Here is a 25,867-nt window from a genome sequence, read left to right as displayed (position 1 = left end):
GAATAAGCGAAGGTCTCCGTCCAGGTTCCACAGAACGGCATCATTTCACCCGTTACTGCGGCAATACGCAGTGTTGTTGCAAGAGGGAATTCCTTCACGGCGTATAGTGCTTCAGCCACATCAAGAGGACAGTTTTCATGATGTCGGGGTCTCCATTCGTACAAGCAATACCGGCACCGGACTGGAACGCACGACCAACTCAGCGTCGCTACCCATGGCCAAGCGGCTAAACCCGCGGCGACCGTGTGTGCCCATAACGATCAACCCACAACCGGCCTTGACCGCCTCATCGTTGATTACCTCGGCTATGCGTTTGTTCGTGGCTTCACGCAACAGTGTCTCGGCTGGCACGCCTGCCTTGGCCGCCGCGCCCTTCGCCTTGCCCAGCAGGTCCTCGCCATACTGACGAGAGCGCTCCAACATCTCCTGGTAGTTCACGACCGCGGACATTTCCACAAGCATCGCGAAATCGTTTACCACGTGCAGCAGATACAAGCTTGTTTTTTGGCCCGTCGCCAGCTTGATTGCTTCGTGCAGCCCCCGCTCTGCAGCAGGGCTGCCATCCAGTGGAACCAGAATTTTTTGATACATGATGGCATCTCCGGAGCCGGTCAAAAATAACGTCCGCAACCGACCCAACCTGCGGACATGCAGATTCTCCTGTCCATGCGGCCAGACGCATTTGAGAAATCGCAAACCAGCTTCACATACCTATCCTGCCAGCAACAACATAGCCGGGGTCTTGATTCAGATTTCCTTGATCCAGATCAGGCAGGAAATTCCGGCACTCGCTAACCTGAGTGGCTTGTCATTCAAGGAAGGCAGAAAAGGCAACTCCAGCTCGAGTCCCCATGTTCTGCAACGACTGGGAGGGAAACAAGCCCGCCCTGTACCAGACGCTGGAAATGCTGCGCGGGCGCGCCCAGCGGTAGGATTTCTCTGAAAGAGAGGAAATGCGGCATGAGCAATTCAGCTTACGAAGCTCCAGCGATAGAGTTGCGCATCCCCTCGCGGGATGCCGTGCTCTATGGCGACTTGTTGCTGCCCCCCACATTTGAAGCACTGGTGCTTTTTGCCCACGGAAGCGGCAGTGGGCGGCACAGCGCCCGCAACCGCCAGGTTGCCAGGCGTCTTCAGCATGCAAGTATCGCCACCCTGCTCCTTGACTTGCTGACAGCCGGGGAGGAACAAGCCGACCTGCAGACTGGTGAATACCGTTTCGATATCGAACGGTTAACTTTACGGCTGCAGGACGCCACGCTGTGGGCGGCAAGCCAGGCGCAGTTGCAGCATGCTGCGATGGGCTACTTTGGCGCCAGCACGGGAAGTGCGGCAGCCCTGATAGCGGCGGCGCGCCTGGGGAACGGCATATTGGCCGTTGTGTCGCGCGGTGGGCGGCCGGACCTTGCGGGAAACGCCGTGCTTGACGCCATCACCGCGCCTACCTTGCTGATTGTCGGTGGCGCCGATCACGGCGTGGTTGAAATCAACGAAGAAGCGCACCGGCGCCTGCGCTGCAAAAAAAGCCTGGCCATCGTACCCGGTGCCACCCACCTCTTCGGCGAAGCAGGCGCACTGGATCAGGTCGCGGAGTTGGCCGCAGCATGGTTCAGCACATACCTGACCAGATTGAAGCACGCGCCATGACCACCAGTCATGCCCCTTTTCGTGATCGCCATCACGCAGGCCGCGTACTCGCGGAACAGCTCGAAAGTCATCGCAATAAGGCGGGCCTATTGGTGCTGGCCCTGCCACGCGGCGGCGTGGCCGTAGGCTTTGAAGTTGCGCGAGCGCTCCGGGCTCCAATGGACATTTTTGTGGTGCGCAAACTCGGCCTCCCGGGAAATGAGGAATACGCTATAGGCGCCATAGCCAGTGGCGGCGTGTGCGTCATGAATTCACTGGCCAATGAGGTCATGGGGCCGGAAGCACTGAGCAAGGTGATTGCACGAGAACGCGCCGAGCTCGAGCGACGCGAGCTGCTCTATCGAAGAAAGCGCCCAGCGGTACCTGTGCGCGGGCGCCACGTGATTGTGGTGGACGACGGGCTGGCTACGGGCTCCACCATGCGCGCCGCAGTGCAGGCCATACGCAAACAACACCCGGCTTACCTGACGGTTGCCGCACCTGTCGGTGCACAGGACACCACCGAGAGCCTGCGCGACGTGGCGGACGAGGTGGTCTGCGTGGTGGCGCTCTCGCCCTTTCGTGCCGTGAGCCTGTGGTACCAGGATTTCCCTCAGGCAAGCGACGACGAGGTGTGCTCGCTGCTGGAAGAGGCACACCGCCAGCGTGAACTGGACCCGCCCCCGGCGGTCCTGTAATGACTGGCTTATCTTCAACCCATGACAACGCGACAGCCTCCCTGGTGGAGCGCCTGCGCATGCATCTGAAACCGCTGACGGGCGGTGCAGGCCAATACGATGGCCTGCTGCAACTGATAGGCAACGCGCGTTTCGTTCTGCTGGGCGAAGCCTCGCACAGTACGCACGAGTTCTACGTCGAACGCGCCGAGATCACCAAACGCTTGACGCTTGGCGAGTCAACCGCTACGTGCGCGGCCAGTCGCAGGACCGGAACGCAAGTGCAGCACTGTCGGGCTTCAAGCGCTTTCCTGCCTGGATGTGGCGCAACACCGTGGTGCGGGATTTTGTTGAATGGCTGCATGAGCACAACCGCGGCTTGCCGGGTTCACAGCAAGTTGGCTTGTACGGTATTGACCTGTATAGCCTGTTTGCGTCCATTGAAGCTGTGCTGGCTTACCTGGATGTCGCCGATCCTCAGGCCGCCGCCCAGGCGCGGTCGCGCTATGCCTGCTTCGATCACTACGACAGGGACAGCCAGGCTTATGGTTACGCCTCCAGCTATGGCCTTAGGCCTAGCTGCGAGGACGAGGTAATACAGCAACTGCGCGAAATGAACTGCCGTCTCGCCGAGACCACGCCCCTACCAGGTATGGAAAGCGACGAGGCGTTCTTTGCCCAACAGAACGCCAGGCTGGTATGCAACGCAGAAGAGTACTACCGCACCATGTTCCATGGCCATATTTTGTCATGGAACCTGCGCGACAGCCATATGGTCGAGACACTGCAGGCCCTGGAACGCCACATGAAGGGCCACGGCATTTCGCCGCGTATTGCGGTATGGGCCCACAACTCGCACCTGGGCGACGCAGCCGCCACGGAGATGGGCGCACGAGGCGAATGGAGTGTAGGTCAGCTGGCACGCCAACATTGGGGTTCAGACACTGTGCTACTTGGCTTTTCAAGCTACCGCGGCAGCGTGACGGCGGCTACGCAATGGGATGCATCGGCACAACGCAGACGGGTGCGAGACGGCCTGCCCGGTAGCTATGAAGCGCTCTTTCACGAAACAGGGCTGCCCCGATTCTGGCTTTGGCTGCGCGGCAACGCCGCTCTGCGCGAGTGGCTTGCAGAACCGCGCCTGCAGCGCGCGATCGGTGTGATCTACCAGCCCCAGACGGAACGACAAAGCCACTATTTTCATACACACCTGGCGGACCAGTTCGACGCCGTGATCCACATCGACGAAACGCGCGCGCTGGAGCCCCTCGAAAGGGACGCCGGCTGGATCCATGGAGAGGTACCTGAAACCTTTCCATCTGGTCTGTGAGATAGATGATTGCTTGATCTGTATCAATCCCGGCGGTAACCACCGGGATTAAGGTCGAGAGGAGATTTGAGGTCATTGTGCGGGAGCACACCGGGAGTGTAGAACCAACAGGGGTTTCAGATGGACAAGGTACTTGTAGTCGTCTATTCGTATACAGGAACTTCACGTCGCCTGGCACGAATGTTATGCGGCCAGATGGGATGGCGCATGGGTGAAATATCCGAAACCCGGTCCCGCGCGGGGGTGCCAGGCACGCTGAAATGCGTCGCAGATTCGCTGTTCCGCCTGACGCCGCCTGTACTCTATGTAGGGCCTGACCCGAAAGACTTCCAGGCCGTGGTATTGATTGCCCCGATATGGGTTTATCGCCTGGCCGCACCTATGCGCAGTTTCGTGGCCGAACGCGTCGACCAGTTGCCTAGGACTGCCGTAGTGGCGGTGATGGGCGGTAAGGGTGGGTCGAATGCCGCTGCCGAGATCGGTGCGCTGCTGGGACGCGAACCACTGCTGGCCACCGCCTTCACAACGCGCGAGGTGGACGACGGCAGTTGCGCCGGACGGATCGAGGCCTTTGGTGGGGCGCTGGCGGCCATAGGACCCGGTAGCGAACCGCTCCGCCCTGCTGTCTTGTCACCCAGCGCTGGCTGAAAAAAATCTCGCTGTCCATGCGACTCGGCTGAAGCCATCAACGGGAGTTCTCATGAAGCAACCATATTTTGTCCGCTTTCACAGTGCCAGGGAGTTGCCAGTTAGACAGAAGATAGCGATTGAACTGCTGTTTGCCAAGGAGCTGGAGCGCGGCCTTGGTGGCGCGCATGCGGTTGTGATGGCACATCGCGCGTGGCGCGATGCATGTGATGCTGCTGAGTTGAGTCCTCAAACGGCGAGCCTGGCTGTAAAGTGGCCCAGCGCTTTTGATACAGCTCAGCGTGTTTTCCTGAATGAAGCCGGTGAACGCGGTAGCTATTTTGAGTTCTACCTGACGCCACAAAATGCCGGGGCCTGCTGAGAACAAGGAGAACAAAGGGACTTTTGTATGGGTAAACTGGAGGCTGCTTATTCGACAGGCATGACCCAGGAGCGCCAATGCTGGCGCCACGTTTTCAGCTTGTACCAGCAGTTATCCACAAAGTTAACCCCAATTTGGATGTGTAACCTTGCTGGATAAATCCTTCTGCGGCATAACCCAACGTACGCCCTCGTTCACCCAAACCCAGCAGAAAATCCCGTTATTCACATCATGGTTCGAGCTACCGTATTGATCCTCGCCGTAATCTCTGGTGCTGCAACACTCGTCCTTGCGGGCGCCACGATAGTCGGACACCGACTTTCACGCGTGGATGTAGCACTTACGTTTCTGGGTGCGTTGCTGGCGTTTATGTGCTGGACGTTCGCTCAACGACGACATGCACGGAAACGGCTACGGAACATGCGCGATTCGGCACTTTGGTGACATGGCCGTATGACTGGGGCTCTTGTGACTTGCCTACGCCGCTTAAGGGTATCCAAACTCCCGTCGGGCATTTAACGATCATTCGCCGAGAGGGCTGATTACGGTCATTGGAGCAAGCCGCTCACACCAAACCCCTCCCGCTTTGAGGATGTTCCATTCAGATATCTCCTGCGTTGCTGCCCCTGCATCTGTGTGTTCAAACGTTAAGTGGCTTTCGCGATAGGGTGGACAAACCTTGATGCAGGTCAAGAATCCAGGGAGTGGCAGGCCATCTATCTAATGACCATTTGCGTGAAAGGAGCGGGTAATTTTATGACGCAGGAAATCCTCAAGCGCCTGGTTGACGGGGCATTGCCAATGCAATTTTTCGCGCCCAGTGACATTGAGGATCTTCAAGTCCTGAGAGGCGCTGGATACCTGGAGGTCAGCTTTGGACCGCTAGAGCAGAGTCATCAGGCCTTCGCCATGGTTACGGGCGTCACGCCGCTCGGTCGCGCGGCGATTCGATACTTTGGGTATGGCACGCGACACTAGCGGACTTGAGCCGGGATTGCATGTAATGAGTGGACAGTTGCCATTCGAGGCTGCTGTCTGAATGGCGTTTTTGGGTAACCGGGCAAGGAGCATCAGATGCGGGAATTGCAAGTTGAGGCCTCACGCTTCGCAACTGCAGTTGAAGGCCTGGCGGCTACGGTTGCCCGATGCTGGGCGTTCATTCGCAAGACGTTGAGCGGGGTGTTTGACTTGCCGCCTGAGTTCATGCGCATCGACCACTGTACGCTGTTCGTTGGTCCACCGAGTCGCGTTGAGCTGCTTGATTCATGCGGCTTTGCCTGCGCAGAACCGGTTGAACTGGATTTATGCAATTTTTCAAGCGCATTGTCCAATCGCATGCGCCCCACGCTGGGACAGCGGATAGACATCGCAATGTACCTGGAGACAGATTGTCCGGCCTGCCGTGTTGACCGTTACGGATTTGAGGCCGCCGTCCTGCATCTGGTCATGAACGCACGCGAGGCGATGCATCAGGGAGGACGGCTGACAATTGACATTCGCAAGGGAGTCCTGGCTACGGGAAAACCAGCGGTTGCGGTCTCAATTTGCGATGACGGCAGGGGTATGCGTGCAGAAGTTGCGCAGCAGGACAGAGCGGGAACCGGACGCTTCAGGGTTGAAACATTTGTACGCCAATCCGGCGGTGACATGCAGATGCGTACCTTGCCAGGTCTGGGGACAACGGTCACACTCAATTTCCCATACCAAAGCCGGCTGCCAGTTTCTGAGATTGAACGGCTCTAACGGGGTGCTCACCGACGAGCGTTGACGCCCCTCAAAAAAGCACCTTCAGGATGTGCTGCAATTGACAGCCCGATTCGGGCCGTGTCCTTGAACGCTTGCAGTCCGTCTCCACTGGCTCCAGTGCCAACACGCCCAAAGATCGCCCATTCTTGCCGGGCAATTCTTGAAACGATTGCGTGGTGCTCCACTCCAGTGCGAGGCTCTTTTGGTACCCTTAGCCATAGAGAAATTGCAGGGCCAGCTTGATATTGCGGCGGCCTATCAGCTGTTATCTGGAGTTCATCCTACTTGGCGACATGACGTGTAGGACGATGGAGACTGTTGCCTGAATGATGTTCTGGTGCTGGCAAACTAGGCCCATGCACACGCTGTTGCACCTGCTGCCCAAATACGCACTACGGGTCGTATTCGCCTTGCTCTGCACACTGCCGGGTGGTTTGACCATGAGCGCCATGGCTCAAACTCCGTCATCGACGGCTGTCGAACAAGGCGCTACGGCCCTGCTCGAAAAACATGCCGCGCTGGCCGCCCAACTGGCCAGCAATCCTTATGGACGGCCTTTGTTTCTGGATTCATCCGAGACGCCAACCCGGGTCAATGGTAATGCGTATGCGGTACTGGACTCGCCGTTCAGCGCCGTCAGCGGCACATTCAAGAGCCCAAAACGCTGGTGTGACGTGATGATGTTGCACCTCAACACCAAGTATTGCCGGGCGAGTTCGGACGCCAGCCCGAGTCTGCTGACTGTGAATATTGGCAAGAAGGGAGTGCAGGCTCTGGCTGAATCCTACGCACTTGAGTTTGCATTTCGCCTGGTCTCGGCCTCGCCAAACTATCTGGCGCTTCAGCTGGAAGCAGACAAAGGACCGATGGGCACCAGCGACTACAAGATTGAGCTTCGCGCGGTCCCACTGCCCGATGGGAAGACCTTCATGCATTTTCGTTATTCGTATGGCTATGGACTGGCCGGGCGCCTGGCCATGCAGGCTTACCTGGCAACACTGGGCAGCGGAAAAGTAGGGTTTACACAAATCAGCCAGGGCAACAAACCAGCATACATAGGCGGAACGCGAGGCATCGTTGAACGCAACACCATGCGTTACTACTTGGCCATCGAGGCCTATTTGGCCTCCCTGAACAGTCCGCCCCAGCAGCAATTGAACACCCGGCTGGAGCACTGGTTTGATGCAACTGAGCAGTTTCCGCTGCAACTGCGCGAAATGGACAAAACCAGTTACCTTGCGATGAAAAAAATCGAGTACCAGCGCCTGCAAGCCGCCTCTTGAGTCAGTCGCAAGGGGGCTTAATCTTGAATGGCCCCCTACCCTGTCTGTCGTCAGCTTATCTTCGATAAGTTGCATGAACTCGGTACGGCGATACTTGCCGCCCTGCGCAATCAGTGCAGTCCGGCACCTTCTTTTGGATGCAACTGCACAAATGAGTAAAGCGACAGCATTGTCAGCAGCCCTACCACCACAAATGCCGGCGAAAAGTCGCGGGCTTGAAGGTGCAGCGCGTCACCGCCATGCCACCAGGTCACGGCGCTGACCAATGATGCCCCCAGGACAACACCAAAACTCACCGAGAGTTGTTGGGCCATGGAGGACAGGGCCGTCGCATGGCTCATGCGGGTTTTGGGTATTTCCGTAAATCCCAAGGCGCCCAATGCCACCATGCACATCGAATTGACCAGGCCGCCCATCATCATCGTGCAGAACATCAGCAGGTGCGGGGTTGATGGGCTGAACTGGCTGTAGCTGATGTAAAAAAGGCTGGTCAGAACAGTCGCGCCAATCAACAATTGGCGAAAGCCAAAACCGCGAATGACTCGCTTCATGACGACCCGGGTGGCCAGCCCGCCAATGGCCGTGGCAACCGTCAGCAAGCCCGATTCCAGGGGCGACAGGCCAAAACCCAGTTGCAGCATGAGTGGCAACAGAAAAGGTGAAGCGCCAATGGCAATACGCAGTGGCATGCCGCCAACGACGTTCGTCCTGAAGGTCCGAAAGTTAAGGATGCTCAAATCGATGATGGGATGCGCCTGGCGCCGGCCGTGCAGGTAGTACAGCAACAGCGCCAGCGAACCGAGGCCAGCGCCCAGCAAGGATACCCATGTGGGGACTACGGCCTTACCCGCAGTTTCCAGCGCGCCCAACAGCGCACTCAGGCCCATTGCCAGCAGAAAAAAGCCTTTGGTGTCGAACGGAACCGGCTCCGCAGCCTCTTCTGTGTCGCTCACAAACGCCAGGGCCAGGAAAATGGCCAGCATGCCGAAAGGGATGTTGACAAAGAATATCCAGCGCCAAGAGGTCATTGTGACGATGGCGCCCCCAAACAGGGGGCCGGCCATGCGGCCAATCACGGGTGGCACCGTGAACCACACCATGGCCGAGATCATTTGCGAGGGGGGCACGGAGCGAAGCAGGATCAACCGCCCTACCGGAACCATCATGGCCCCACCAAGGCCCTGGAGAACCCTGAACAGCACCAGCTCTGGCAACGAACTGGCTGCACCGCACAAGGCCGAACCCAGTGAGAAAAATGCAATGGCCAGACAGAACACCCGCTTGGCACCCAGGCGGTCAGCAAGCCAGCCGCTGACAGGAAGGAATACCGCCAGGCTCAACAGGTAGGACGTGATGGCCAGGTTCAAGTGCAGGGGCGGCACTTTCAGGGACTCTGCGATGCTCGGCAGCGCCGTTGCCATCACCGACGTATCGAGGTTTTGCAGAAAAAGTGGGCTGGCCACGATGATTGGAATTAATCTGTCGCGGACCACCATTGAAGCATTCTAGATGCGGGCCGAAAGTCCATGGGAACCCTGCGAACGCAGGGTTTCAGCGAGATGCTTCGAATATTCGCATCCATGACAGCTTGCCCTCTCCGCAACTTCACAGACGTCTCCCCAATTCCCGGTAAGCGCAGTCTTACACAAGCACGAGCGCGACCCTACATACAGCTCCGCCGTTCGGCTACCTGCCGGGATCGCTTTGACGCTTATGGTCTAGGTACCAGCTTGTCGCAGCCGGAGCAACAGGATGGTGCCCTGGCCCAGAACCGGAAACTCATCATGAAACTTGCAGACAGGCGTTCAGGCGTCTTGATCATATTGGCGAGCATGGCCGTGATCATTGCGTGCTCCGTGCTGTTGCCGGACAACCTCGCGCAGTTCGCGCTGGATCTCATGAGCTGGTGCCTGGTTGGTGCACTGGCCGTCCTTGCCTTGCTGGCCAGCGTGAAAGCGCTGCAAGACATGCTTGACTCATAAGCTGCCAAATGGCAGTTGATCCCACGCGGGCGCAGAAAAATGCGGCCCAATTTTTATCCAACCCGGGAATCTACATGTCAACACCAAGGCGCAAAGCCGCCGGCCCCATCAAAATTGCGGACAGCGCCAAAGTCAAGCAACAGCAGCTTGAGCGTTTTACTGAAAACACCAGCAATGTACTGAGCACCAATCAGGGCTTGCAGATACCCGACAACCACAACTCGCTCAAGGCCGGCGTCCGCGGCCCTACACTGCTTGAAGACTTCATACTCCGCGAAAAAATCACACACTTTGACCACGAGCGCATTCCCGAGCGGGCTGTTCACGCGCGTGGCTCCGCTGCACATGGCTATTTCAAGCCCTACAAGTCGATGGCGCCCTATACCAGCGCAGGTTTTTTGCAGGACCCGGATATTGAGACGCCGGTGTTTGTGCGTTTTTCAACCGTCGCGGGTTCCGCCGGCTCTGCAGATACAGTGCGCGATGTGCGTGGCTTTGCGGTCAAGTTCTACACCGGCGAAGGCAACTACGACCTGGTAGGCAACAACATTCCCGTATTTTTTATCCAGGATGCCATCAAGTTTCCGGACCTGATCCATGCCCTTAAGCCGGAACCCCACCACGGCATGCCGCAGGCGGCCAGTGCACACGACACCTTCTGGGATTTTGTATCGCTGATGCCCGAATCCACCCACATGCTGATGTGGGCCATGTCTGACCGTTCCCTGCCGCGCAGCCTGCGCATGATGGAGGGTTTTGGGGTTCATGCCTTTCGTTTCATCAATACCCGCGGGGACTCACATTTCGTGAAATTCCACTGGAAACCCAAACTCGGCGTGCACGGCCTGGCATGGGACGAGGCGCAAAAAATCGCTGGCAAGGACGCCGATTTTCACAGGCGCGACCTATGGGAAGCCATTGAAAGCGGTAATTTTCCCGAGTGGGAACTGGGCGTGCAGATCGTGGACGACGGTCAGGAAAGTGAGCTGGGCTTTGACATCCTGGACCCAACCAAGCTGATTCCGGAATCGCAGGTACCTGTGCAACTTATAGGCAGGATGGTGCTTAACCGCAATCCTGACAATTTTTTTGCCGAAACAGAGCAAGTGGCATTTCACCCCGGCCACCTTGTGCCGGGCATAGATTTTTCAAACGACCCGCTGCTGCAAGGCCGGCTCTTTTCTTATACCGACACCCAGTTGTCGCGGCTGGGTGGCGCGAACTTTCATGAGCTTCCCATCAACCGGGGCGTCTGCCCCATGCATAACTTCCAGCGCGATGGCATTCACCGGATGGCCATCCCGAAGGGGCGTGTGGCTTACGAGCCCAACACGCTAGGCAATGGCACAGAGTTTCGGGTGGATGGCGCAACCCAGGGTTTCCAGTCCCATCCAGAACAGCTTGAACCGCCCAAGATCCGCAGCCGCAGCCCATCGTTTGACGACCATTTTTCACAAGCCATGCTGTTCTGGAACAGCCAGAGCGCGGTTGAAAAAGACCATATCGTTGCGGCTTTCCGGTTTGAACTGTCCAAGGTCGAGTTACCGGAAATTCGCCAGCGCATGGTCGACAACCTCGCACACGTAGACCAGAAACTGGCTGCACGGGTTGCCGCGCCATTGGGCATCAACGCACCCGACCCGAAAGCGGCGGCGGGCCGCCTGGGCTTTCGCGACCACCGCATCGCCAACAAGGTCGATGAAGACGCCGCCTTGCGCATGGCGGGCAAGGGCGAAGGCAGTATCAAGACCCGCAAGGTCGCCATTCTTGTCGCCGATGGCCTGGAGCCAGCCACCATCAAACGCATACAGCATGACCTGGTCGAGGCTGGCGCGATTTGCAAGGTCATTGGCCCCCATCTGGGCAGCGTCAGCACTGCCAGCGGCCGGCAGTTTCCGGTTGATCACACCTTTGGCAACATGCCGTCCATCATGTTTGATGCGGTATTGATTCCCGGCGGTGCGCTAAGTGCGAAAGCCTTGTGCGGGATGGGTGAAGCCGTGCATTTTGTGCTGGAGGCCTACAAGCACTGCAAGGCCATTTGCGCGCTCAATGAAGGCGTTCAGTTGTTGGGTTCCCTGGGTATCAGCCAGGGCAAAAATCCGGAACTGATCACAACACCGGCAGCGGGTGTCCTGGTAGCCGACGCGCGCAAGGTCGTGGAGGGGCAGATCTCACAGGAGTTCATCGCCGCTATCGCGTTGCACCGGCATTGGGAGCGCTCCGGCCTGGATGCCGTCCCGGTTTGAAGAAAACGCGCTAACGGAAAGACGTCGCTCAGGGGCGCAAGGTCAACTGATGGGCCATCGCTGCCGGGTTCATCTGCAAGGGCCTGTACTGCACCGCCGCCCAGCCATCCCGCATATCGCTGTAGCGGCCTGAAAACACCAGGCCGCTCTGTCCTGTCTGGTAAATAAAACGGGAGTTCTCCATGTCGGCCAGGTCGTACAGCGCACGCAGGGACGCTGCATGCCGGCTGGCAAAAGGCGTTTTTTCGTCGTTGGACCAGTACTGCCCGACATTGACCGTAAAAGTATCGCCGCCGGTAGGCACACGCACATCGAAAAAGCGCGCCAGCAAGGGCACATTGCCAAACGGCTTGTGTGCCGACAAGGCGTAGTGCGCCCTGCCCCATGTCCACTGGCTGACGTCCGGGCCGTAATCGCTTTGCAGCCGGGTCACGGCGCGCTCAAGCGCGGCGGCGGACTGCGCCGCGCAACCACCCGCGCCACACCAATCCGCATCGTCGCGTTCCATGATGTCCTCGATGGTGCTGCGAAAATTGCGCTTGCCGTAAAGCGCCTTGAACAGGCCGGGGCCGAGTTTTCCTCCCACGACGCCCCGTGTCAGCTCATCAGCCCAGGCTGCAAATACAAGCGGCGCAGCCTGGTCCGCCCGCATTGTGCCGTCAAAACCCTGCATGGCCCTGGTGATGGCGCCGACCAGAGGCTGGCCTGGCGTCTGCTGCAATGTTTTCTGCAAAAAAGGCAGCAGCCGTACCGTGGCGAGCGAAAGCTGGTCGCCCTGGATTTTCTGCATGGACGCCATATCGTGTTTGGGTGTGGCTGCCAGCAGTTGTTCTATACGGTCGTAGCGGTAAGGCACGGTCCAGTCCTGCCCCATGAAGATGGGGTATCCGGGCGGCGTGATGCGCTGGTTGGCGGTGGACAACCAGCCTTTGGCATCAATGGCCGCCTTGCCGGTTTGCGGCGTCTGTTCATAAGGGACCCAACCGGTCCAGTCATAGCGGGCATCCCAGCCGGGCGAAGGTGCCATGCCCAGAATGTCGTTGCCGGGTTTGCGCAGCGGCATTTTGCCTACCGCCTTGAAGCTCACGTTACCGTCCACATCCGCAGCCACCAGGTTCTGCATGGGCGAGTGGTGGCTGGCAAAAGCCGCAAGCAACTCGTCCACGGATTGGGCCTGGTTCGCCCTGATCCCTGCCAGTACGGTCTTGTTGTCGGCCTCCAGCGCGCTCCAGCGCAGTGCAATCACATATTTGCTGGTGTCCAGCAGGTCGGTGTGCGACTTCTGCGCATCGCTCAACACCGGGCCGTGACGGCTTTCACGCACTGCCAGCCTCAGGTCCGGCTGGCCTTTGATTTTGATGATTTCTTCGCGAACCTTGAAGTCGGCCCAGGCCTGTTCGCCGCCTGCTGCCGGCACCCGGTACTGGCGCGGGTTGGCGGGGTTGATCTGTTCCAGGTACAGGTCCTGCACATCCGGATTGGTGTTGGTAAACGTCCAGGCCACCTTGCTGGTGCGCCCCAAAACCACAAAAGGCAGGCCGGGCAAGGTCGCACCGATAGCATCAATGGCCGGCGCCGCGCTACCGCCTGCGGCCTTGCCGGCAGGCGCCTGCAGCCGTGCAAAATACCAGATGGCCGGCGCCGACAGCGCCAGGTGCGGATCGTTGGCGAGCAGTGGTTTACCGCTGGTGCTGTGCGTGCCCGATACCACCCAGTTGTTGGAGCCCTTGCCATCGACCACACCCAGGCCGCCAGCCCAGTCATTGATGCCTGAGGCAAGCGCGGACAGCATTTTTTCCGGCTTTTGGGCATCAAACAGGCCTTTGGCCCCCGAAATACGCGCGGGATCAGCTATCGTTTTTGTAGCACCCTGCACCACCGTCCGGTACACCCCAAGGCCTGCGTACAACTTTGCAAAGTCAACACTTGAGGCCGGTGACTCGCCCGGGTAAGGCGGGAACAGCTGCTGAAGCTGGGCGCCTCCTACAACCCTGGCGGCCGACAGGCGTGCAAACTCGGTGCCCCAATTGCCGCCCAGGTCGAGCGCCATCATCAACGACCAGCCCACACTATCCTGCGGTGTCCATGCCTTGCCCGAGCTGCCGCCGGGCTTGATCCCGAGAATGTGGAACTCGGGGGACAGTGCCTGCGACGAAGACTCATAAAAGGCATTGATGCCGTCGCTGTAGGCCTGCAGGGCATCGCGACCCTCAGCCGGCAGGTTTTGCCACTGCAGCTCGGCGGCCCGCATGATGCCCAGGGTGCGCAGCAGTTTGTCGGTATCCAGCGTGGCTGGGCCAAACGCCTCTGACAGCTCGCCATGCATCACACGCCGGTTGAACTCGAGTTGCCAGCCGCGCTCCTGGGCATGAACGTAACCCAGTGAAAACCAGGCGTCGTGGGGCGATTGCGCCTTGATATGGGTCAGGTCAGAGCCATCGCGCGCCACCGTCACGGGGGCAGCCAGGCCAGCGGCCTGCAACTCACCGTCCAGCGCCGGAAATGCGCGGTAAACATACACCCCGGCAACGCCCACCGCCACCAGGAGCAATGCTCCCAAAGAACCCAGAGTCCGCTTGAACCAGATCATGCCCGTCTCCTGTTTTTTTCTGACCCCTGCGGCCGGGATGCCGGGTGTCTGTTTGTCCTGTTGGCGCTGTCCGGTCAGGTCAGCCGCGCAGACGCGCACCATCCAGCGGAAACTTGAAGCTCACCGTGGGCACCGTGAAATCCTCAAACGGGGCACCCAGCGCAATTTCGCCTTCAACCAGCAACACGCACTCCTGGCGGCGCAGGGCGATAATGGCATCGCCGCCCGCAAACCGCACCCAGGTGCCATAGCTGCTGACATCCTCAAGGTAGAACTTGCCGGCGCGCCAGACGATTCTGGCGTGCAGGCGCGACACCCTCGGATCGTTCACCACAAATTGCGCCTCGGAGACCCTGCCAAGGTGGACCGGCAGATCTTCCGAGGTGAAAGAAGCATCGACATCCAGCCACGACAGCGCAATCGAGCCAAGCTGCGGCACCGAGGGTGCAAACGGCAAGGTATTCAGGCTGGCGGGGACGGTGAAAAAATCCGACAAAACCTCGTTTTGCCATTCCACCCGGTAAACCATGCAGGCCTCGTGGCGGCCGCGAATGTCCATGGCCCCAAGGCTGCGAAAGCGCACCAGGCTATCGGACGGCAACTGCTTGATGACGGCGTCGGTGGTGAGTATCTGATCCGGCCCCGAGAGGTCCGACAACCGGGATGCCACGTTCACTGCATCGCCAAAAAAATCGTCGTCCTGCTCGATGACTTCGCCGCGCGCCATGCCTACCTGCAGGCGCATTTTCAGCTTGTCGGGCCAGTTTTTTATGCGGTCAGCGTGAACGCGCTGCATCTCCGTCACAGCCTCCACCGCATCGGTGCTCCGCATGAACACCATCAGGACACCATCGCCGAGGTTTTTGACCACCTTGCCGTGTTGCGCCATACAAACCTTGCCTATCCATTGGGTCAGGCGGGTGATGGCTTGCGTGGCTTTGGCATTGCCCAGTGACTCAAAAACCCCGGTACTTCCTGTGAGATCGGCAAAGACGACGGTGACTTCGGCCATTCGTTTTTATTGGGAGAGTGTGACTTAAGTCATTAAATCACATGCACTGAGTTTGAAACTGAGAAAAACTGAGCATTTCTGGTGCTACTTCAGCCCGCACTTGGTTTGAATTGCAGTGCCTTGAACTCCAGGAACTCTTCAAAGCCGTAAATACCGTTCTCGCGCCCGTTGCCGGATTGTTTGTAGCCGCCAAACGGTGCATTGGCATTGAAAGGGCCGCCGTTAATGTCCACCTGCCCGGTGCGCATACGCCGGGCCACCTTCATGGCGCTTTCATCCGTGCCGCCCCAGACGGCGCCGCCCAGGCCATAGATGGTGCTGTTGGCAATGGCCACGGCCTCTTCTTCGTCCTTGTAGGGGATGACGACCAGCACAGGGCCGAAAATTTCTTCCTGCGCAAGCGTGTCGGATGACTTGATGCCCAGGATGGTCGGCTGCACGAAGTAGCCCTTGTCAAACTTCGGCGGCTCGGCGCCTCCGGCAATCACGTCCGCACCTTCATCGATACCGGTTTTGATAAAGCCCAGCACGCGGTCGCGCTGGGCGGCACTGACCAGCGGGCCGAGCTTGCTGGCCTCATCCAGGCTGGGGCCCACGCTGAATTTGGCGATGGCCGCCTGGGCCAGGGCCTTGACTTCGTCATAGCGGCTAGCGGGCACCAGCATGCGGGTGTGCGCCGAGCAGGTCTGGCCGCTGTTGAGCATGCAGGCCGAGACCGTGCCCTTGACGGCGGCTTCGAGGTTGGCATCGTCCAGGACCACGCTGGCCGACTTGCCGCCCAATTCAAGCGCCACGCGTTTGATGGACTGGCTGGCCAGTTCGCCCACACGTTTGCCGGCGCGGGTCGAGCCGGTAAAACTCACCATGTCCACTTCAGGATGCGTAGCCAGCACTTCGCCGACTACCGGACCCATGCCGTTGACCAGGTTAAACACGCCGGCAGGAATGCCGGCTTCATGGATGATTTCGGCCAGGATCATGGCATTGACCGGCGCGATTTCACTGGGCTTGAGTACCACGGTGCAGCCGGCCACCATGGCCGGCGCAATCTTCAGCGTGATCTGGCTCAGCGGGAAATTCCAGGGTGTGATGCAACCCACCACGCCGATAGCCTCGCGCACCACCAGTGAGTTGCCGACCTTTTTCTCCCACTCAAAATTACGAGCCACTTTTGCAAAGTTGCCCCAGTGCCAGGCCGGGCCGCCAACCTGCACGGCACGCGCCATTTTCAGCGGCATGCCCACCTCGCGGGTAATGGCCATGGCCAGGTCGTCGGTCCTGGCCTTGACACCTGCGGCGACCTTGTCGAGGTAAGCGGCCCGGGTTTCGACCGGCAGCGCCGACCAGCCATCAAACGCGGCGCGCGCGGCCAGCACGGCGGCCTCGGCCTCAGCAGCCGTACCCGCAGGCACGGTAGCCATCAGCTCTTCGGTGCTGGAGTCATGGACAGGCAGGGTTTCAGCTGATTGGGCCTTGACCCATTGGCCGTTGATGTAATGCGAGGGATAGTGGGTGGTGGAGCTTGTCATACAAGTATTGAAATATTGGAGGTGATGAATGGAAACGATTAAAGAAATCCGCGCAAAGGGCCGTAATTACAAATGACTAGCACCGCCCAAACCCAGAATCAACTTGACATTTGGTTACTAACTCATTGATTCATATGTTGTTGTACGTTAACGAATTCACAAAAAGTGCTTGTCGTACAACCCGGACGGTCTTACTCTTCCAAGGAAATAGTTTCCTTGGTGAACCATTATCCAACTGTAAGCACTATGCGTACTCTCACCTCGTCATTGATCCCTCAAATCAAAAACAGTTGCATGGCGTTGCTTGGACTCGCGGAAGCCCAGCAACCTGCGGCGCTGAATGAGCGCACGGAAGACATCCGGCACCTCATGCTGAGCGAGCTGGGCGAGTATGGCGAAAAGAAATTCCCGGCCGTTGTACGCCGCGTCCGGTATGCACCTGACGTCCAGGGCCTGTGGTACGCACGCAGCGACGTCATGGCCATACTGGCGAATACACACGGCGAAACCGTCGCCAGGGAAAAAATTGCGGACATCAGCGGCAGGTTCAATGGTCTGTTGCCCAAAGGCTTGCTGGGTAAAAACGGCCCGCGCACGCGTTAGTCACCCACGCTGGCGCGCAAACGCCAACATCAGACCCGGCTCAGTGCTGGTGTCCCCAAAGCAAAAACGCATTCCTGCCCTCCACCGCCAGCGTGGTTTTTGCGCCCACCGGAAGCAGTACCTTGGTCGCCACATGGCCAAACGGCAAGCCGGTCAGCACGCGCGCCTTGACCTGGCTTTGCAGACGGGCAACCACACTCGACAGGCTAAAGCCCCGGTCATAACCGGGCACCAGCTTGTAGTTGCTGAACTGGCCAAAAACAATCGCCTTTTGCTGAGCCAGTACACCGGCGTGCAGCAAGTGGGTCAGAATGCGCTCGACCCGGTACGGGTGTTCGCCCACATCTTCGACAAACAAAATGCCGCCCTTGATGGCAGGCAGGTAAGGCGTGCCAATCAGGGATGCCAGAACAGCCAGGTTACCGCCCCACAAAACCGCATTATTGATATTGAATGTGCTCCTGGCCGGCGCGCTCTGAGCGCCACCAACTATTGAATTAATAGCAAACTGTGCGGCGGGCTTGGGCAGCGTCCAGCCAGTGCCTTCACCCTGACCGCTGATCATGTCGTCAAAACAGGCCTCCATGATGTCGTCCGGCCCCGTTTTGCTGCCAAAGTCCTCGCCCACCGCCGGCCCGGCCCAGGTCACCGCACCGGTTTTTGCCAGCAAGGCCATCTGAAATGCGGTGAAGTCACTCACGCCAACAAATTTGGTGCCGTTGTGGACGGCCTTGGCGACTGCCTTGTAATTGATGGCGGGCAGGATTCGGGTCAAACCGTAACCGCCGCGCGAAATCAGCGCAACATCCGCTCCACTGGCGGCCGCGCGGTGTACGGCCGCCAGCCGGGTTTCGTCGTCGCCGGCAAAACGCTGGTATTTGGCCAGCGCCGCCTCGTCGACTTCAACCTCATGGCCCAGGCCCTGCAGGCGCTTCACGCCGCGTTTGAAAGCTGCCTTGTCACGCACTGCGCTCGAAGGTGAATAAATGTAGATATGTTTTTTCACGGTAAAGAGTATCGCAGCTAAGCCTTCCCGTCCGGCTGCGCATTCTCCAGTGATGCTGCGATCAGTTCTTCTTCACACACCACATCGCTGTGCAGTTGCGCGCGCTTCAGGTCCTGCTCGATATTTGAGGCGGTCGCCGCGGGCGGGCCAGCCTGCATGAAGTGCCGGCTGAAAAGACGCATGACATGCTTGATGCCTGCCTCGGTAACCTGGCGCAGATCGTCAGCGTAATAACGGCTGCCTGCGGCTGGGGACGTGATTACCTCATAGGACGGGAAGTACATCACCTGCGGGTGGGCGTGCTCTGCTTCGTCTGCGGCGACGCGCAGGCGTGCCTTGGTGACTGTACTGGCTACCCACACATGCCTCTTTTCATAAGTAGCAATGATCGGAACGGGGGACACGGTCAGCAGGATGCGGCCCTGTGGATTGACGCTGGCTATTTTTGTGACCAGCTCATTCAGGTCTGCACTGACCTGCCCGGCTGAAAAATTGACGAATTCGTGCCGCGTTGCATCAAATGAGCCGCCGGACACGCCCGGGGCCAGCGGGTAAACCGCGCCGTCCAGGCGGGAGCGCCAGGCTTCTGTCATGCCCAATGTAAAAACCAGCCAGTCGAAACTGCAAAACAACTGCCGCACACAGGCCAGGTGCTGATCGGCCCCGGCCAGTACGTCATCCGGGTGTGCCCAACCTCCAGGCTGAATGGCGGGCCGGAAGGCGTCGACATAACGGCCATCATGTGCCCACACGGCTTCTTGCGGCCTGAACGTCCCAAAAGCCCGGTCAAACAATTGCAGCGCCTGCCGCACCGTATAGACATTTCCGTAGCGGGCTGAAAAAATGCCGTAGCCATGCGCGCCCGCCAACTCTGCAGGCATGCCGGGCGGTGCGGGTTCTAGATCGTAATGTTGCAGGCCACTGGCCATGATGTGGCGGGCAATCTGCTGGGCAAAACAGCTGCCCAGCGTCGCTACCTTGTGGTGCGGCTCTATCAGCGCAGACCGCCGCACCGTGTCGATCTGCCCCGGCGCGGGGTCAGTCATGGCTTTGCGCCAAAAATGGAAGTCGCCGAGGCCGTGGTACGGGTTGATGGTCATGCTGCCACACCACACAGCGGGCCAAGCACCCTGTCCAGCATCGGCCCGTCAACGCCGCAAATAACGGTGTCCTTCGTACCCAGATTACAGCGCGCATATGCCAGGTAGGACGTTTCTGCAAACGCCTGCACGCTGGTCTGGTGCTCGCCGTGCCAGCGCCACTGGTAGCTGCCGCCTGTCAGGCCATAAGCGTCAGCCACGTCGGGATACAGCGGCCAGGTCACCACGGCCAGAATGTCCTGCACATTGACGTCGCGCGCCCATACAGCCTCATCGCAGCCCAGGCGGGCGGCCAGCATTTTGGCAAGGCTGGCCAGCACGTGCACCTTGGGGTGGTTAAAGGTGTGCATGAAGTTGCCTGTACGCTGGACATTCAGGAAAAACCGGTCAAACTCGTCCGCCCAGCCTGCAGCCGCAAAGGTGCGGCGAAGATGTTCAACATTGGCGGCCCAACGGTCAAAGTAACCCAGCGCCGCAAAGACATTTTTGTGGAACAGGGCCGGCACCTCATCCGGCAGCAGCCCATGCTGCCAGGCCCATGCCGTGATGGCCGAGCTCAGGGGTTGGTCATGGAAGATTTCTCCACTGCCCCGTTGCATCAGCATGCAGGTATCGGGGTGAAAGGCATCAAAATAAATGAGAGGCAGGCCAAGTTGCGCCGGCGCACCTCGGGTGCCTGGGTTCAAGCCGTGTTTGTCAAGAAAAGCCTGGTCCGCCCCATGAATCCAGATATCGGCTGCATGAGCCGCTGGTATAAAAACATCTTCGGGCGTGCCGTAAATTGAAGGCAGGGGCAGCGCGGTGACCTTGTCATCAGGCATCAACTCGGCCAGTGCTGCCGCGACCCCATTCGTCTGGCAGTGGCCTGATACAACAATGTTTCTCATGGATTAACTACGGTAGCTCAAACCGGTTGATGAATAGGCCTGGTGTGCCGATTTTGGCATCGGGCACGCCAACCACTGCGCGCCTGAGCCCAGCCTGCCACATCGCATGCCACGGCAAATGTCGGTTGCTATTTTTTCACCGTTGCAAGTATCCCACTGCCGCCGTGCTTCGACCTGCACGGCGCGGTATAAACGGCATCACCATGCTGCTGTACTTCCTTGATCTTGCCGGTGTCGCCGTCTTTGCCGTGAGTGGCGCATTGGCCGCCGGCCGTCTCGGCCTTGATCTGCTGGGCGTGCTTGTTCTGGCTTCCCTCACGGCAATTGGCGGCGGCACCTTGCGTGATGTGCTGATGAACCGGCACCCGGTGTTCTGGATGGCCAGGCCCACTTACCTGCTGGTGATTTGCGCGGCGGCGCTGGGAACAGTGCTTTATGTCCAGGTGCTCCCGATCCCGGCGCATGCGCTTTTGATCGCCGATGCGCTCGGGCTCGCCCTGTTCGCGCTGTCAGGGGCGCAGCTTGCGGAAGCGGCGCGGCTGTCGCCAATCATCGTGGTGCTGATGGGCACCATGACCGGGGTGGCCGGCGGGGTGATGCGCGACATTTGCAGCAACCAGATCCCCCTGCTCTTGCGCCAGGATATCTACGCCAGTGCCGCGATTGCCGGCATTGCGCTTTACCTGGTGCTAAAGGCACTGGGCCTGCGTGAGGCCTGGGCTTTCTGGATCGGCGTACTGGTAGTTGTAACACTCAGGTTGAGCGCGATTTTCCTGGGCTGGAGCCTGCCGGTGTTCCAGATTCCAAAGGGATAGTTAGCGTTTGAAAAATCGGACGGCGTCCCGGGCAATCTGCCCGCCATGCTCCTGTACAAAATGCCCGGCGTCCGCAAGGACCAGCGGCTCGCCGCAACCCCGGATCAGATTTTGCAATCCGCGCATCACGGGCAAGCCCAGCACCGGGTCCTGTGCACCGACCACCATCAGGGTCTGGCCGGCCCAGTGTTCGCGCCAGAAGCCCTTTGCTTCGCGTGAAATGGCGGCACCGTCCGAATCCTCAAATTCCGGCACCATGGCCGGAAAGGCGCGCAGTGCCGCGCGGTGGCCCTTGTCCGGGAACGGTGCGTTGTAAGCCGCGCACTCCTGGACGCTCATCTGGGGGTTGCCGCGGGCAAACAGGCGTGCCACGTCAAACTCCGGATTTTTGGCACACATCTCGCGCCAGGCCAGAAATCCCGGCGAAAGCGGCGCATCACCGCAGGCCAGCATGGTGTTCATGACCAGCAAACCCTTGTAGCGTTGCGGCGCCGCCATGGGCAGCGTGAGGCCGAGCAGGCCACCCCAGTCTTGCACCACCAGTACGATGTTCTGCAAATCCAGCCGATCAACCAGTTCAAGCAGTATCTGGCGGTGCGCGCTGAAAGTGTGAAAGTTTTCCTTCTTGGGTTTGTCGCTTTTGCCAAAACCGATCAGGTCGGGCGCCACCACGCGGTGCCCGGCCTCCAGCAAGCCGGGAATCATCTTGCGGTACAGGTAACTCCAGGCCGGGTTGCCGTGCAGGCATAAATACGTCAGCCCGTCCGAAGCGCCTTCATCCAGGTAGTGCATGCGCAGGCCGCCAAGCGCCGGCAAATCGCTGATGTAGCGCGGTGCCCACGGGTAAGCCGGCAAACCCTCAAATGCTGCATCCGGCGTGCGCAGTGCATCGTCGCGCAGCGGATGGTTCAGGCGCGAGGTCTCTCGTTTTTCGCTGCGGCGCTGGCGGAAAAATTCCTGCAGCAGCGCGGCGCTTTCCTCCGCCATGACCCCGCCCTCCAGTTCGGTCTGGTGGTTGAGCTGGGGCTGGGCAAACAGGTCGACCACCGAGCCTGCAGCGCCCGTTTTGGGGTCCAGCGCGCCAAACACCACACGCTTGAGCCGGGCATGCAGCATGGCACCGCTGCACATGGCGCAGGGCTCCAGCGTGACATACAGCTCGCAATCATCGAGCCGGTAATTGCCCAGCGCACTGGCGGCGGCGCGCAGCGCCACGATCTCGGCATGTGCCGTCGGGTCATGCCCGTCCACAGGCGCATTGCGGCCCGTGGCAATCACTTCACCCTGTCGCACGACGACGGCACCGACAGGAACCTCCCCTGCCGCGGCTGCCGCACGGGCTTCTGCAAGGGCCAGTTCCATGAACTGGTTTGAGAGTGCATCAGCCATGGTTGCTATTCTTTATATAGCTGCTTGCGCAAGCAGGACGGAGGCCACAGCCACTTTTAATCATTATTTTTCATCCGGCAGCGGCCGCGCCTGCTGCATGGCACCCTCGACAGCCTGCTTGTATTGCTGCTGGATTTGCTGCGATTGCTCCTGGACTGTGCTGGCCGGTTTTGTACTTGCGCCATCCGGGCCGGCAGGCGCGGGTACAGCCAGTACCGGGATGGCTTGCCGATTCGCTTCCAGCTGTTTTTTGATGATCAGTCCTACAGCACCCAGCGCAACCACCAAACCGAGAACACCAAACACGGTGCGCATGTCAAAGCGCCCCAGGAACAAGCTTGTCCATCCATCGTGCAAGCGCCTGCTCGTCCTCGCTGCCTGCCGCGTAGGCCGCCTTCATCGTGGCATGCGCCTCGGGCCTGTGCTGGTTGAGTTTGAGCTTGCACTGCAGGTCAACAACCTTTAATTCAAACGCCACAATGCCGCCCATCATCTTGTGCTGGTAGTCCTCCGGCAGCGCGCGCCACTGCTCGGCATAGGCGGGGTCGTTGTCGTGAATCAGGTGTTTGAGCAGGCGGTCCTTGTCGTCAAAACTTTCTATCAGCCTGGCCTCGACCGTGCAGTGCACCGTCAGGTAGTTCCATGTCGGCACGCGCGCCAGGTCCGGGTAGACACGCGGTGTCATGTAGGCGTGCGGCCCCATGAAGGTCACAACGGCCTGCGGCCTGGCTTGCAGGTAACGCCAGTGCGGGTTTGGTTTTGCGCAATGGCCGAGCAGGATCGCCTGGCCATCGCTGCGCTCCAGGTGCAGGGGCAAGGGCGTGACAAAGGGCAAACCTGCGTCGTCATTGGAGATGAGCGACGCAAAAGGATAGGCACGCATCAGCTCCCAGGCATGCGCGTCGTCTTTCGCCCTGAATTGCGGTGGGAGGTACATCGTGTGCCCGTCTGTGGATTGGTGATGCGCACCATTTTGCCAGTCCACTGGGCCTGTTAACCCTAACAGGCCCTAGACTTACGGCTGCCATGCAAGACGCCTTATTTCCCGATGACGAACCACCCGAACGCCCCCAAGCCAAGCCCGGGCGACCGGCCTCAAAGAAACCGGTAGCAAAGGCAAAAGCCGGCGGTCCCAAAGTCAATCCACTGGCCCCCGTGCCGGCCCATCTTGAACTGGCGGCTGCATTGCCGGAGCTCGCGCGGCTGGGCACCTCATCGTGGACCTACCCCGGCTGGAACGGCCTGGTCTGGGACGGTGATTACTCGGACAGCCAGCTCTCAAAATATGGGCTGGCAGCTTACGCCCAGCACCCGCTGTTTCGCACCGTCAGCCTGGACCGGGCTTTTTACCGGCCCTTGACGGCCGCGCAGTACGCCGCTTATGCGGCCCAGGTGAGCGACGATTTCCGGTTTGTCATCAAGGCGCCGGCTTTGGTCACGGATGCGACGGTGCGCACCGAGACCGGCCGCGCCATGCAGGCCAATCCGGCGTTCCTGAGCCCGGAACTGGCGGTGCAGGAGTTTGCCCTTCCCGCCTTGCAGGGCCTCGGTCCCAAGCTGGGCGCCCTGGTGTTCCAGATCAGCCCTTTGCCCACCGCCCTGCACTCGCGCATGCCTGAGTTGTTGCAACGGCTGGCAGCCATGCTGCAGGCCTTGCCGTCTCTTGCGGACGATGCTCCTGATGCGGTGATCGCCGTGGAGGTGCGCGACCCCTTGTGGCTGACGCCTGAATTTGCGGCGGTGCTGCGTGCGTCCAAAGCGACCTATTGCCTTGGCCTGCATGCCAAAATGCCGCCGATCGAAGGCCAGTTGCCGCTGCTGCGCGCCCTCTGGCCGGGACCGCTGGTCTGCCGCTGGAACCTGCACCGCATGCATGGCGCCTACGGCTATGAAGATGCCGAGAAGCTCTATATGCCTTATGACAAGCTGGTGGATGAAGACCTGGAAACCAGGACCACGCTGGCCCGCGTCATCAATGCCACGGCAAAGGCCGGGCACCATGCCTATGTGACGATGAGCAACAAGGCAGAAGGCTGCTCGCCGCTGTCGGTGGCCGCGCTGGCGGCGGAGATTCAGTCACAGCGGGCCGCATAGGCTGCGGACCCGCTCCTGAAGCTTATTCCCACTCCATCATCAACAGGTCTCGCAAGCCCGCGTGGTTAAAGGGATTTTCGATGATCGTCGTAAGTTTTACCGTCGGCATTTACCGTCAAAAAAGCTCGCTTAAGGCTGGCGCGGGTTATGGAGCGATTTGCGCGGCGTCGACACTTTCGGCCTTATCGTCGATCAGGTTGCATCTTAGCGCGCTCGAACTTGCCCTGGAACGCCCTGCTCTTCGCCTGCCTACGGCGGCATCCCACCGAGTGTTCTGGCCGCCTGCTCAAGCCCGCCCAGGATGGCATCGCGGACACGCGGTGAGAAGTCCTGTGGCAATTCGGCAATGGCCGCTGGTACGAGCAAGAAGCCACGCCTAGCGCAGGCCTAGTCGGCCGGCCAGCGCCGACTGGGTTAGCCGCTGCGCCTTGTGCGCAGCCTGCCGCATCGATCCCAGTTGGCTCGGCAATGCCAGAAGAGGCCATGTCGATGACATGGCAGATACTGGAAGAGATAGCGGGTGCAGGAGCGCGCGCTCAATCCCAAAACACCTTTCGGCAGCAATGTGCTACTATGAATTAACCCAGCAGGCATACAACTCGCTGGTGCCTGGCCAAGCAAGCCGCATCCAACCGGCGCGTCGCACGATTGTTCGCGACGAAAAAAGTAGAAGATCAGTCCTGCATGTGAATTGCCGTAAACGTGGGTCGCGTAAGAGTCCACGGCCAAATTCTTAAAGCCCGCTTCATGCGGGCTTTTTCGTAGTGGCACGTACGTAGAGTTCAGCCTGTGTACCTACGACCTGCAAGCGCACTGCTCAGCTTTGCCGGCCAGCCGCCGGCACTCAATGCAGTGCAAGCTATTCCGGCCTGCGTATGGCACATCCGATGGACGCAGCAAGACCGGTACAACCTCCCCAGCCCGGAGGCAATCCACGCAG

23 protein-coding genes are annotated in these 25,867 nt (G+C 59.6%); 12 read left to right on the top strand and 11 right to left on the bottom strand.

The genetic code is table 11. The annotated features are described in order from the left end of the window. Positions 1-135: 135 nt before the first annotated feature. Complete coding sequence (locus ACFQND_RS06910) at positions 136-591, bottom strand: universal stress protein (protein ID WP_371436087.1); 456 nt, start codon at positions 589-591, stop codon at positions 136-138. A gap of 369 nt (positions 592-960) precedes the next feature. On the opposite strand from ACFQND_RS06910, the gene ACFQND_RS06905 reads away from it, so the two are divergent. From ACFQND_RS06905 to ACFQND_RS06875, 7 genes are all read left to right on the top strand, one after another. Next, positions 961-1,647: a dienelactone hydrolase family protein gene (locus tag ACFQND_RS06905; RefSeq protein ID WP_371436088.1), complete on the top strand. Its 687-nt coding sequence runs from the start codon at positions 961-963 to the stop codon at positions 1,645-1,647. Further along, a complete protein-coding gene (locus tag ACFQND_RS06900) occupies positions 1,644-2,324 on the top strand; it encodes a phosphoribosyltransferase (RefSeq protein WP_371436089.1) in 681 nt (226 codons plus the stop codon). Before ACFQND_RS06905 ends, ACFQND_RS06900 begins: the two co-directional genes overlap by 4 nt. A 229-nt stretch (positions 2,325-2,553) precedes the next feature. Next, complete coding sequence (locus ACFQND_RS06895) at positions 2,554-3,633, top strand: erythromycin esterase family protein (RefSeq protein WP_371436090.1); 1,080 nt, start codon at positions 2,554-2,556, stop codon at positions 3,631-3,633. A gap of 207 nt (positions 3,634-3,840) precedes the next feature. Continuing rightward, entirely contained in the window at positions 3,841-4,281 is a 441-nt protein-coding gene (locus ACFQND_RS06890) for a flavodoxin (RefSeq protein WP_371436091.1), read from the top strand. A gap of 52 nt (positions 4,282-4,333) precedes the next feature. Further along, the gene (locus ACFQND_RS06885; RefSeq protein ID WP_371436092.1) at positions 4,334-4,642 is read left to right on the top strand and encodes a hypothetical protein; all 309 of its coding nucleotides are present in this window, start codon (positions 4,334-4,336) and stop codon (positions 4,640-4,642) included. Positions 4,643-5,716: 1,074 nt separating this feature from the next. Next, positions 5,717-6,385 carry an ATP-binding protein gene (locus tag ACFQND_RS06880; RefSeq protein ID WP_371436094.1) on the top strand — a complete coding sequence of 223 codons (669 nt, stop codon included), beginning with the start codon at positions 5,717-5,719 and terminating at the stop codon, positions 6,383-6,385. 359 nt (positions 6,386-6,744) lie between these two features. Further along, complete coding sequence (locus tag ACFQND_RS06875) at positions 6,745-7,671, top strand: hypothetical protein (protein WP_371436095.1); 927 nt, start codon at positions 6,745-6,747, stop codon at positions 7,669-7,671. A gap of 110 nt (positions 7,672-7,781) precedes the next feature. Here the strand turns inward: ACFQND_RS06875 and ACFQND_RS06870 are convergent, their stop codons facing one another. Further along, a complete protein-coding gene (locus ACFQND_RS06870; RefSeq protein ID WP_371436096.1) occupies positions 7,782-9,134 on the bottom strand; it encodes an MFS transporter in 1,353 nt (450 codons plus the stop codon). 321 nt (positions 9,135-9,455) lie between these two features. Here ACFQND_RS06870 and ACFQND_RS06865 point away from each other — a divergent pair, with 321 nt between their 5' ends. Beyond that, the gene (locus tag ACFQND_RS06865; protein ID WP_371436097.1) at positions 9,456-9,653 is read left to right on the top strand and encodes a hypothetical protein; all 198 of its coding nucleotides are present in this window, start codon (positions 9,456-9,458) and stop codon (positions 9,651-9,653) included. Between the two features lie 74 nt (positions 9,654-9,727). After that, positions 9,728-11,902, top strand: coding sequence for a catalase (locus ACFQND_RS06860; protein ID WP_371436098.1), 2,175 nt, complete (start codon positions 9,728-9,730; stop codon positions 11,900-11,902). Between the two features lie 28 nt (positions 11,903-11,930). On the opposite strand, the gene ACFQND_RS06855 is transcribed toward ACFQND_RS06860, so the two are convergent. The 3 genes from ACFQND_RS06855 to ACFQND_RS06845 form a co-directional block, all read right to left on the bottom strand. Beyond that, positions 11,931-14,492, bottom strand: a complete 2,562-nt coding sequence (locus ACFQND_RS06855; RefSeq protein WP_371436099.1) for a penicillin acylase family protein — start codon at positions 14,490-14,492, stop codon at positions 11,931-11,933. A 79-nt stretch (positions 14,493-14,571) separates the two neighbouring features. Beyond that, a complete protein-coding gene (locus ACFQND_RS06850; RefSeq protein ID WP_371436100.1) occupies positions 14,572-15,504 on the bottom strand; it encodes an adenylate/guanylate cyclase domain-containing protein in 933 nt (310 codons plus the stop codon). A gap of 89 nt (positions 15,505-15,593) precedes the next feature. Continuing rightward, on the bottom strand, positions 15,594-17,033 hold the full coding sequence (locus ACFQND_RS06845) for an aldehyde dehydrogenase family protein (RefSeq protein ID WP_371436101.1): 1,440 nt from the start codon (positions 17,031-17,033) through the stop codon (positions 15,594-15,596). 246 nt (positions 17,034-17,279) lie between these two features. Between ACFQND_RS06845 and ACFQND_RS06840 the strand changes: the two genes are divergently transcribed. Further along, the gene (locus tag ACFQND_RS06840) at positions 17,280-17,636 is read left to right on the top strand and encodes a hypothetical protein (protein ID WP_371436102.1); all 357 of its coding nucleotides are present in this window, start codon (positions 17,280-17,282) and stop codon (positions 17,634-17,636) included. Positions 17,637-17,676: 40 nt separating this feature from the next. On the opposite strand, the gene ACFQND_RS06835 is transcribed toward ACFQND_RS06840, so the two are convergent. From ACFQND_RS06835 to ACFQND_RS06825, 3 genes are read right to left on the bottom strand one after another with little or no spacing between them, the layout of a single operon-like run. Beyond that, a complete protein-coding gene (locus tag ACFQND_RS06835) occupies positions 17,677-18,642 on the bottom strand; it encodes an LD-carboxypeptidase (protein ID WP_371436103.1) in 966 nt (321 codons plus the stop codon). A 17-nt stretch (positions 18,643-18,659) separates the two neighbouring features. Further along, entirely contained in the window at positions 18,660-19,742 is a 1,083-nt protein-coding gene (locus ACFQND_RS06830; RefSeq protein ID WP_371436104.1) for a GSCFA domain-containing protein, read from the bottom strand. After that, the gene (locus tag ACFQND_RS06825) at positions 19,739-20,629 is read right to left on the bottom strand and encodes a WcbI family polysaccharide biosynthesis putative acetyltransferase (protein ID WP_371436105.1); all 891 of its coding nucleotides are present in this window, start codon (positions 20,627-20,629) and stop codon (positions 19,739-19,741) included. The genes ACFQND_RS06830 and ACFQND_RS06825 overlap by 4 nt, the downstream gene beginning before the upstream one ends. Positions 20,630-20,793: 164 nt before the next feature. Between ACFQND_RS06825 and ACFQND_RS06820 the strand changes: the two genes are divergently transcribed. Continuing rightward, positions 20,794-21,444, top strand: a complete 651-nt coding sequence (locus ACFQND_RS06820) for a trimeric intracellular cation channel family protein (RefSeq protein ID WP_371436106.1) — start codon at positions 20,794-20,796, stop codon at positions 21,442-21,444. Here ACFQND_RS06820 and tadA read toward each other — a convergent pair whose 3' ends face one another. The 3 genes from tadA to ACFQND_RS06805 form a co-directional block, all read right to left on the bottom strand. Beyond that, on the bottom strand, positions 21,445-22,833 hold the full coding sequence (tadA, locus tag ACFQND_RS06815) for a tRNA adenosine(34) deaminase TadA (protein ID WP_371436107.1): 1,389 nt from the start codon (positions 22,831-22,833) through the stop codon (positions 21,445-21,447). 63 nt (positions 22,834-22,896) lie between these two features. After that, complete coding sequence (locus tag ACFQND_RS06810; RefSeq protein ID WP_371436108.1) at positions 22,897-23,148, bottom strand: hypothetical protein; 252 nt, start codon at positions 23,146-23,148, stop codon at positions 22,897-22,899. A gap of 1 nt (position 23,149) precedes the next feature. Beyond that, positions 23,150-23,770: an FMN-binding negative transcriptional regulator gene (locus ACFQND_RS06805; RefSeq protein WP_371436109.1), complete on the bottom strand. Its 621-nt coding sequence runs from the start codon at positions 23,768-23,770 to the stop codon at positions 23,150-23,152. An 89-nt stretch (positions 23,771-23,859) separates the two neighbouring features. Here ACFQND_RS06805 and ACFQND_RS06800 point away from each other — a divergent pair, with 89 nt between their 5' ends. Then, complete coding sequence (locus ACFQND_RS06800) at positions 23,860-24,927, top strand: DUF72 domain-containing protein (RefSeq protein ID WP_371436110.1); 1,068 nt, start codon at positions 23,860-23,862, stop codon at positions 24,925-24,927. Positions 24,928-25,867 lie beyond the last annotated feature (940 nt).

This window comes from Polaromonas aquatica (assembly GCF_042659145.1).
Taxonomy (GTDB): Bacteria; Pseudomonadota; Gammaproteobacteria; order Burkholderiales; family Burkholderiaceae_C; genus Polaromonas; species Polaromonas aquatica.
Note: the sequence above shows the minus strand (reverse complement) of the source record. Positions and strands in the feature narration are given on the sequence as shown.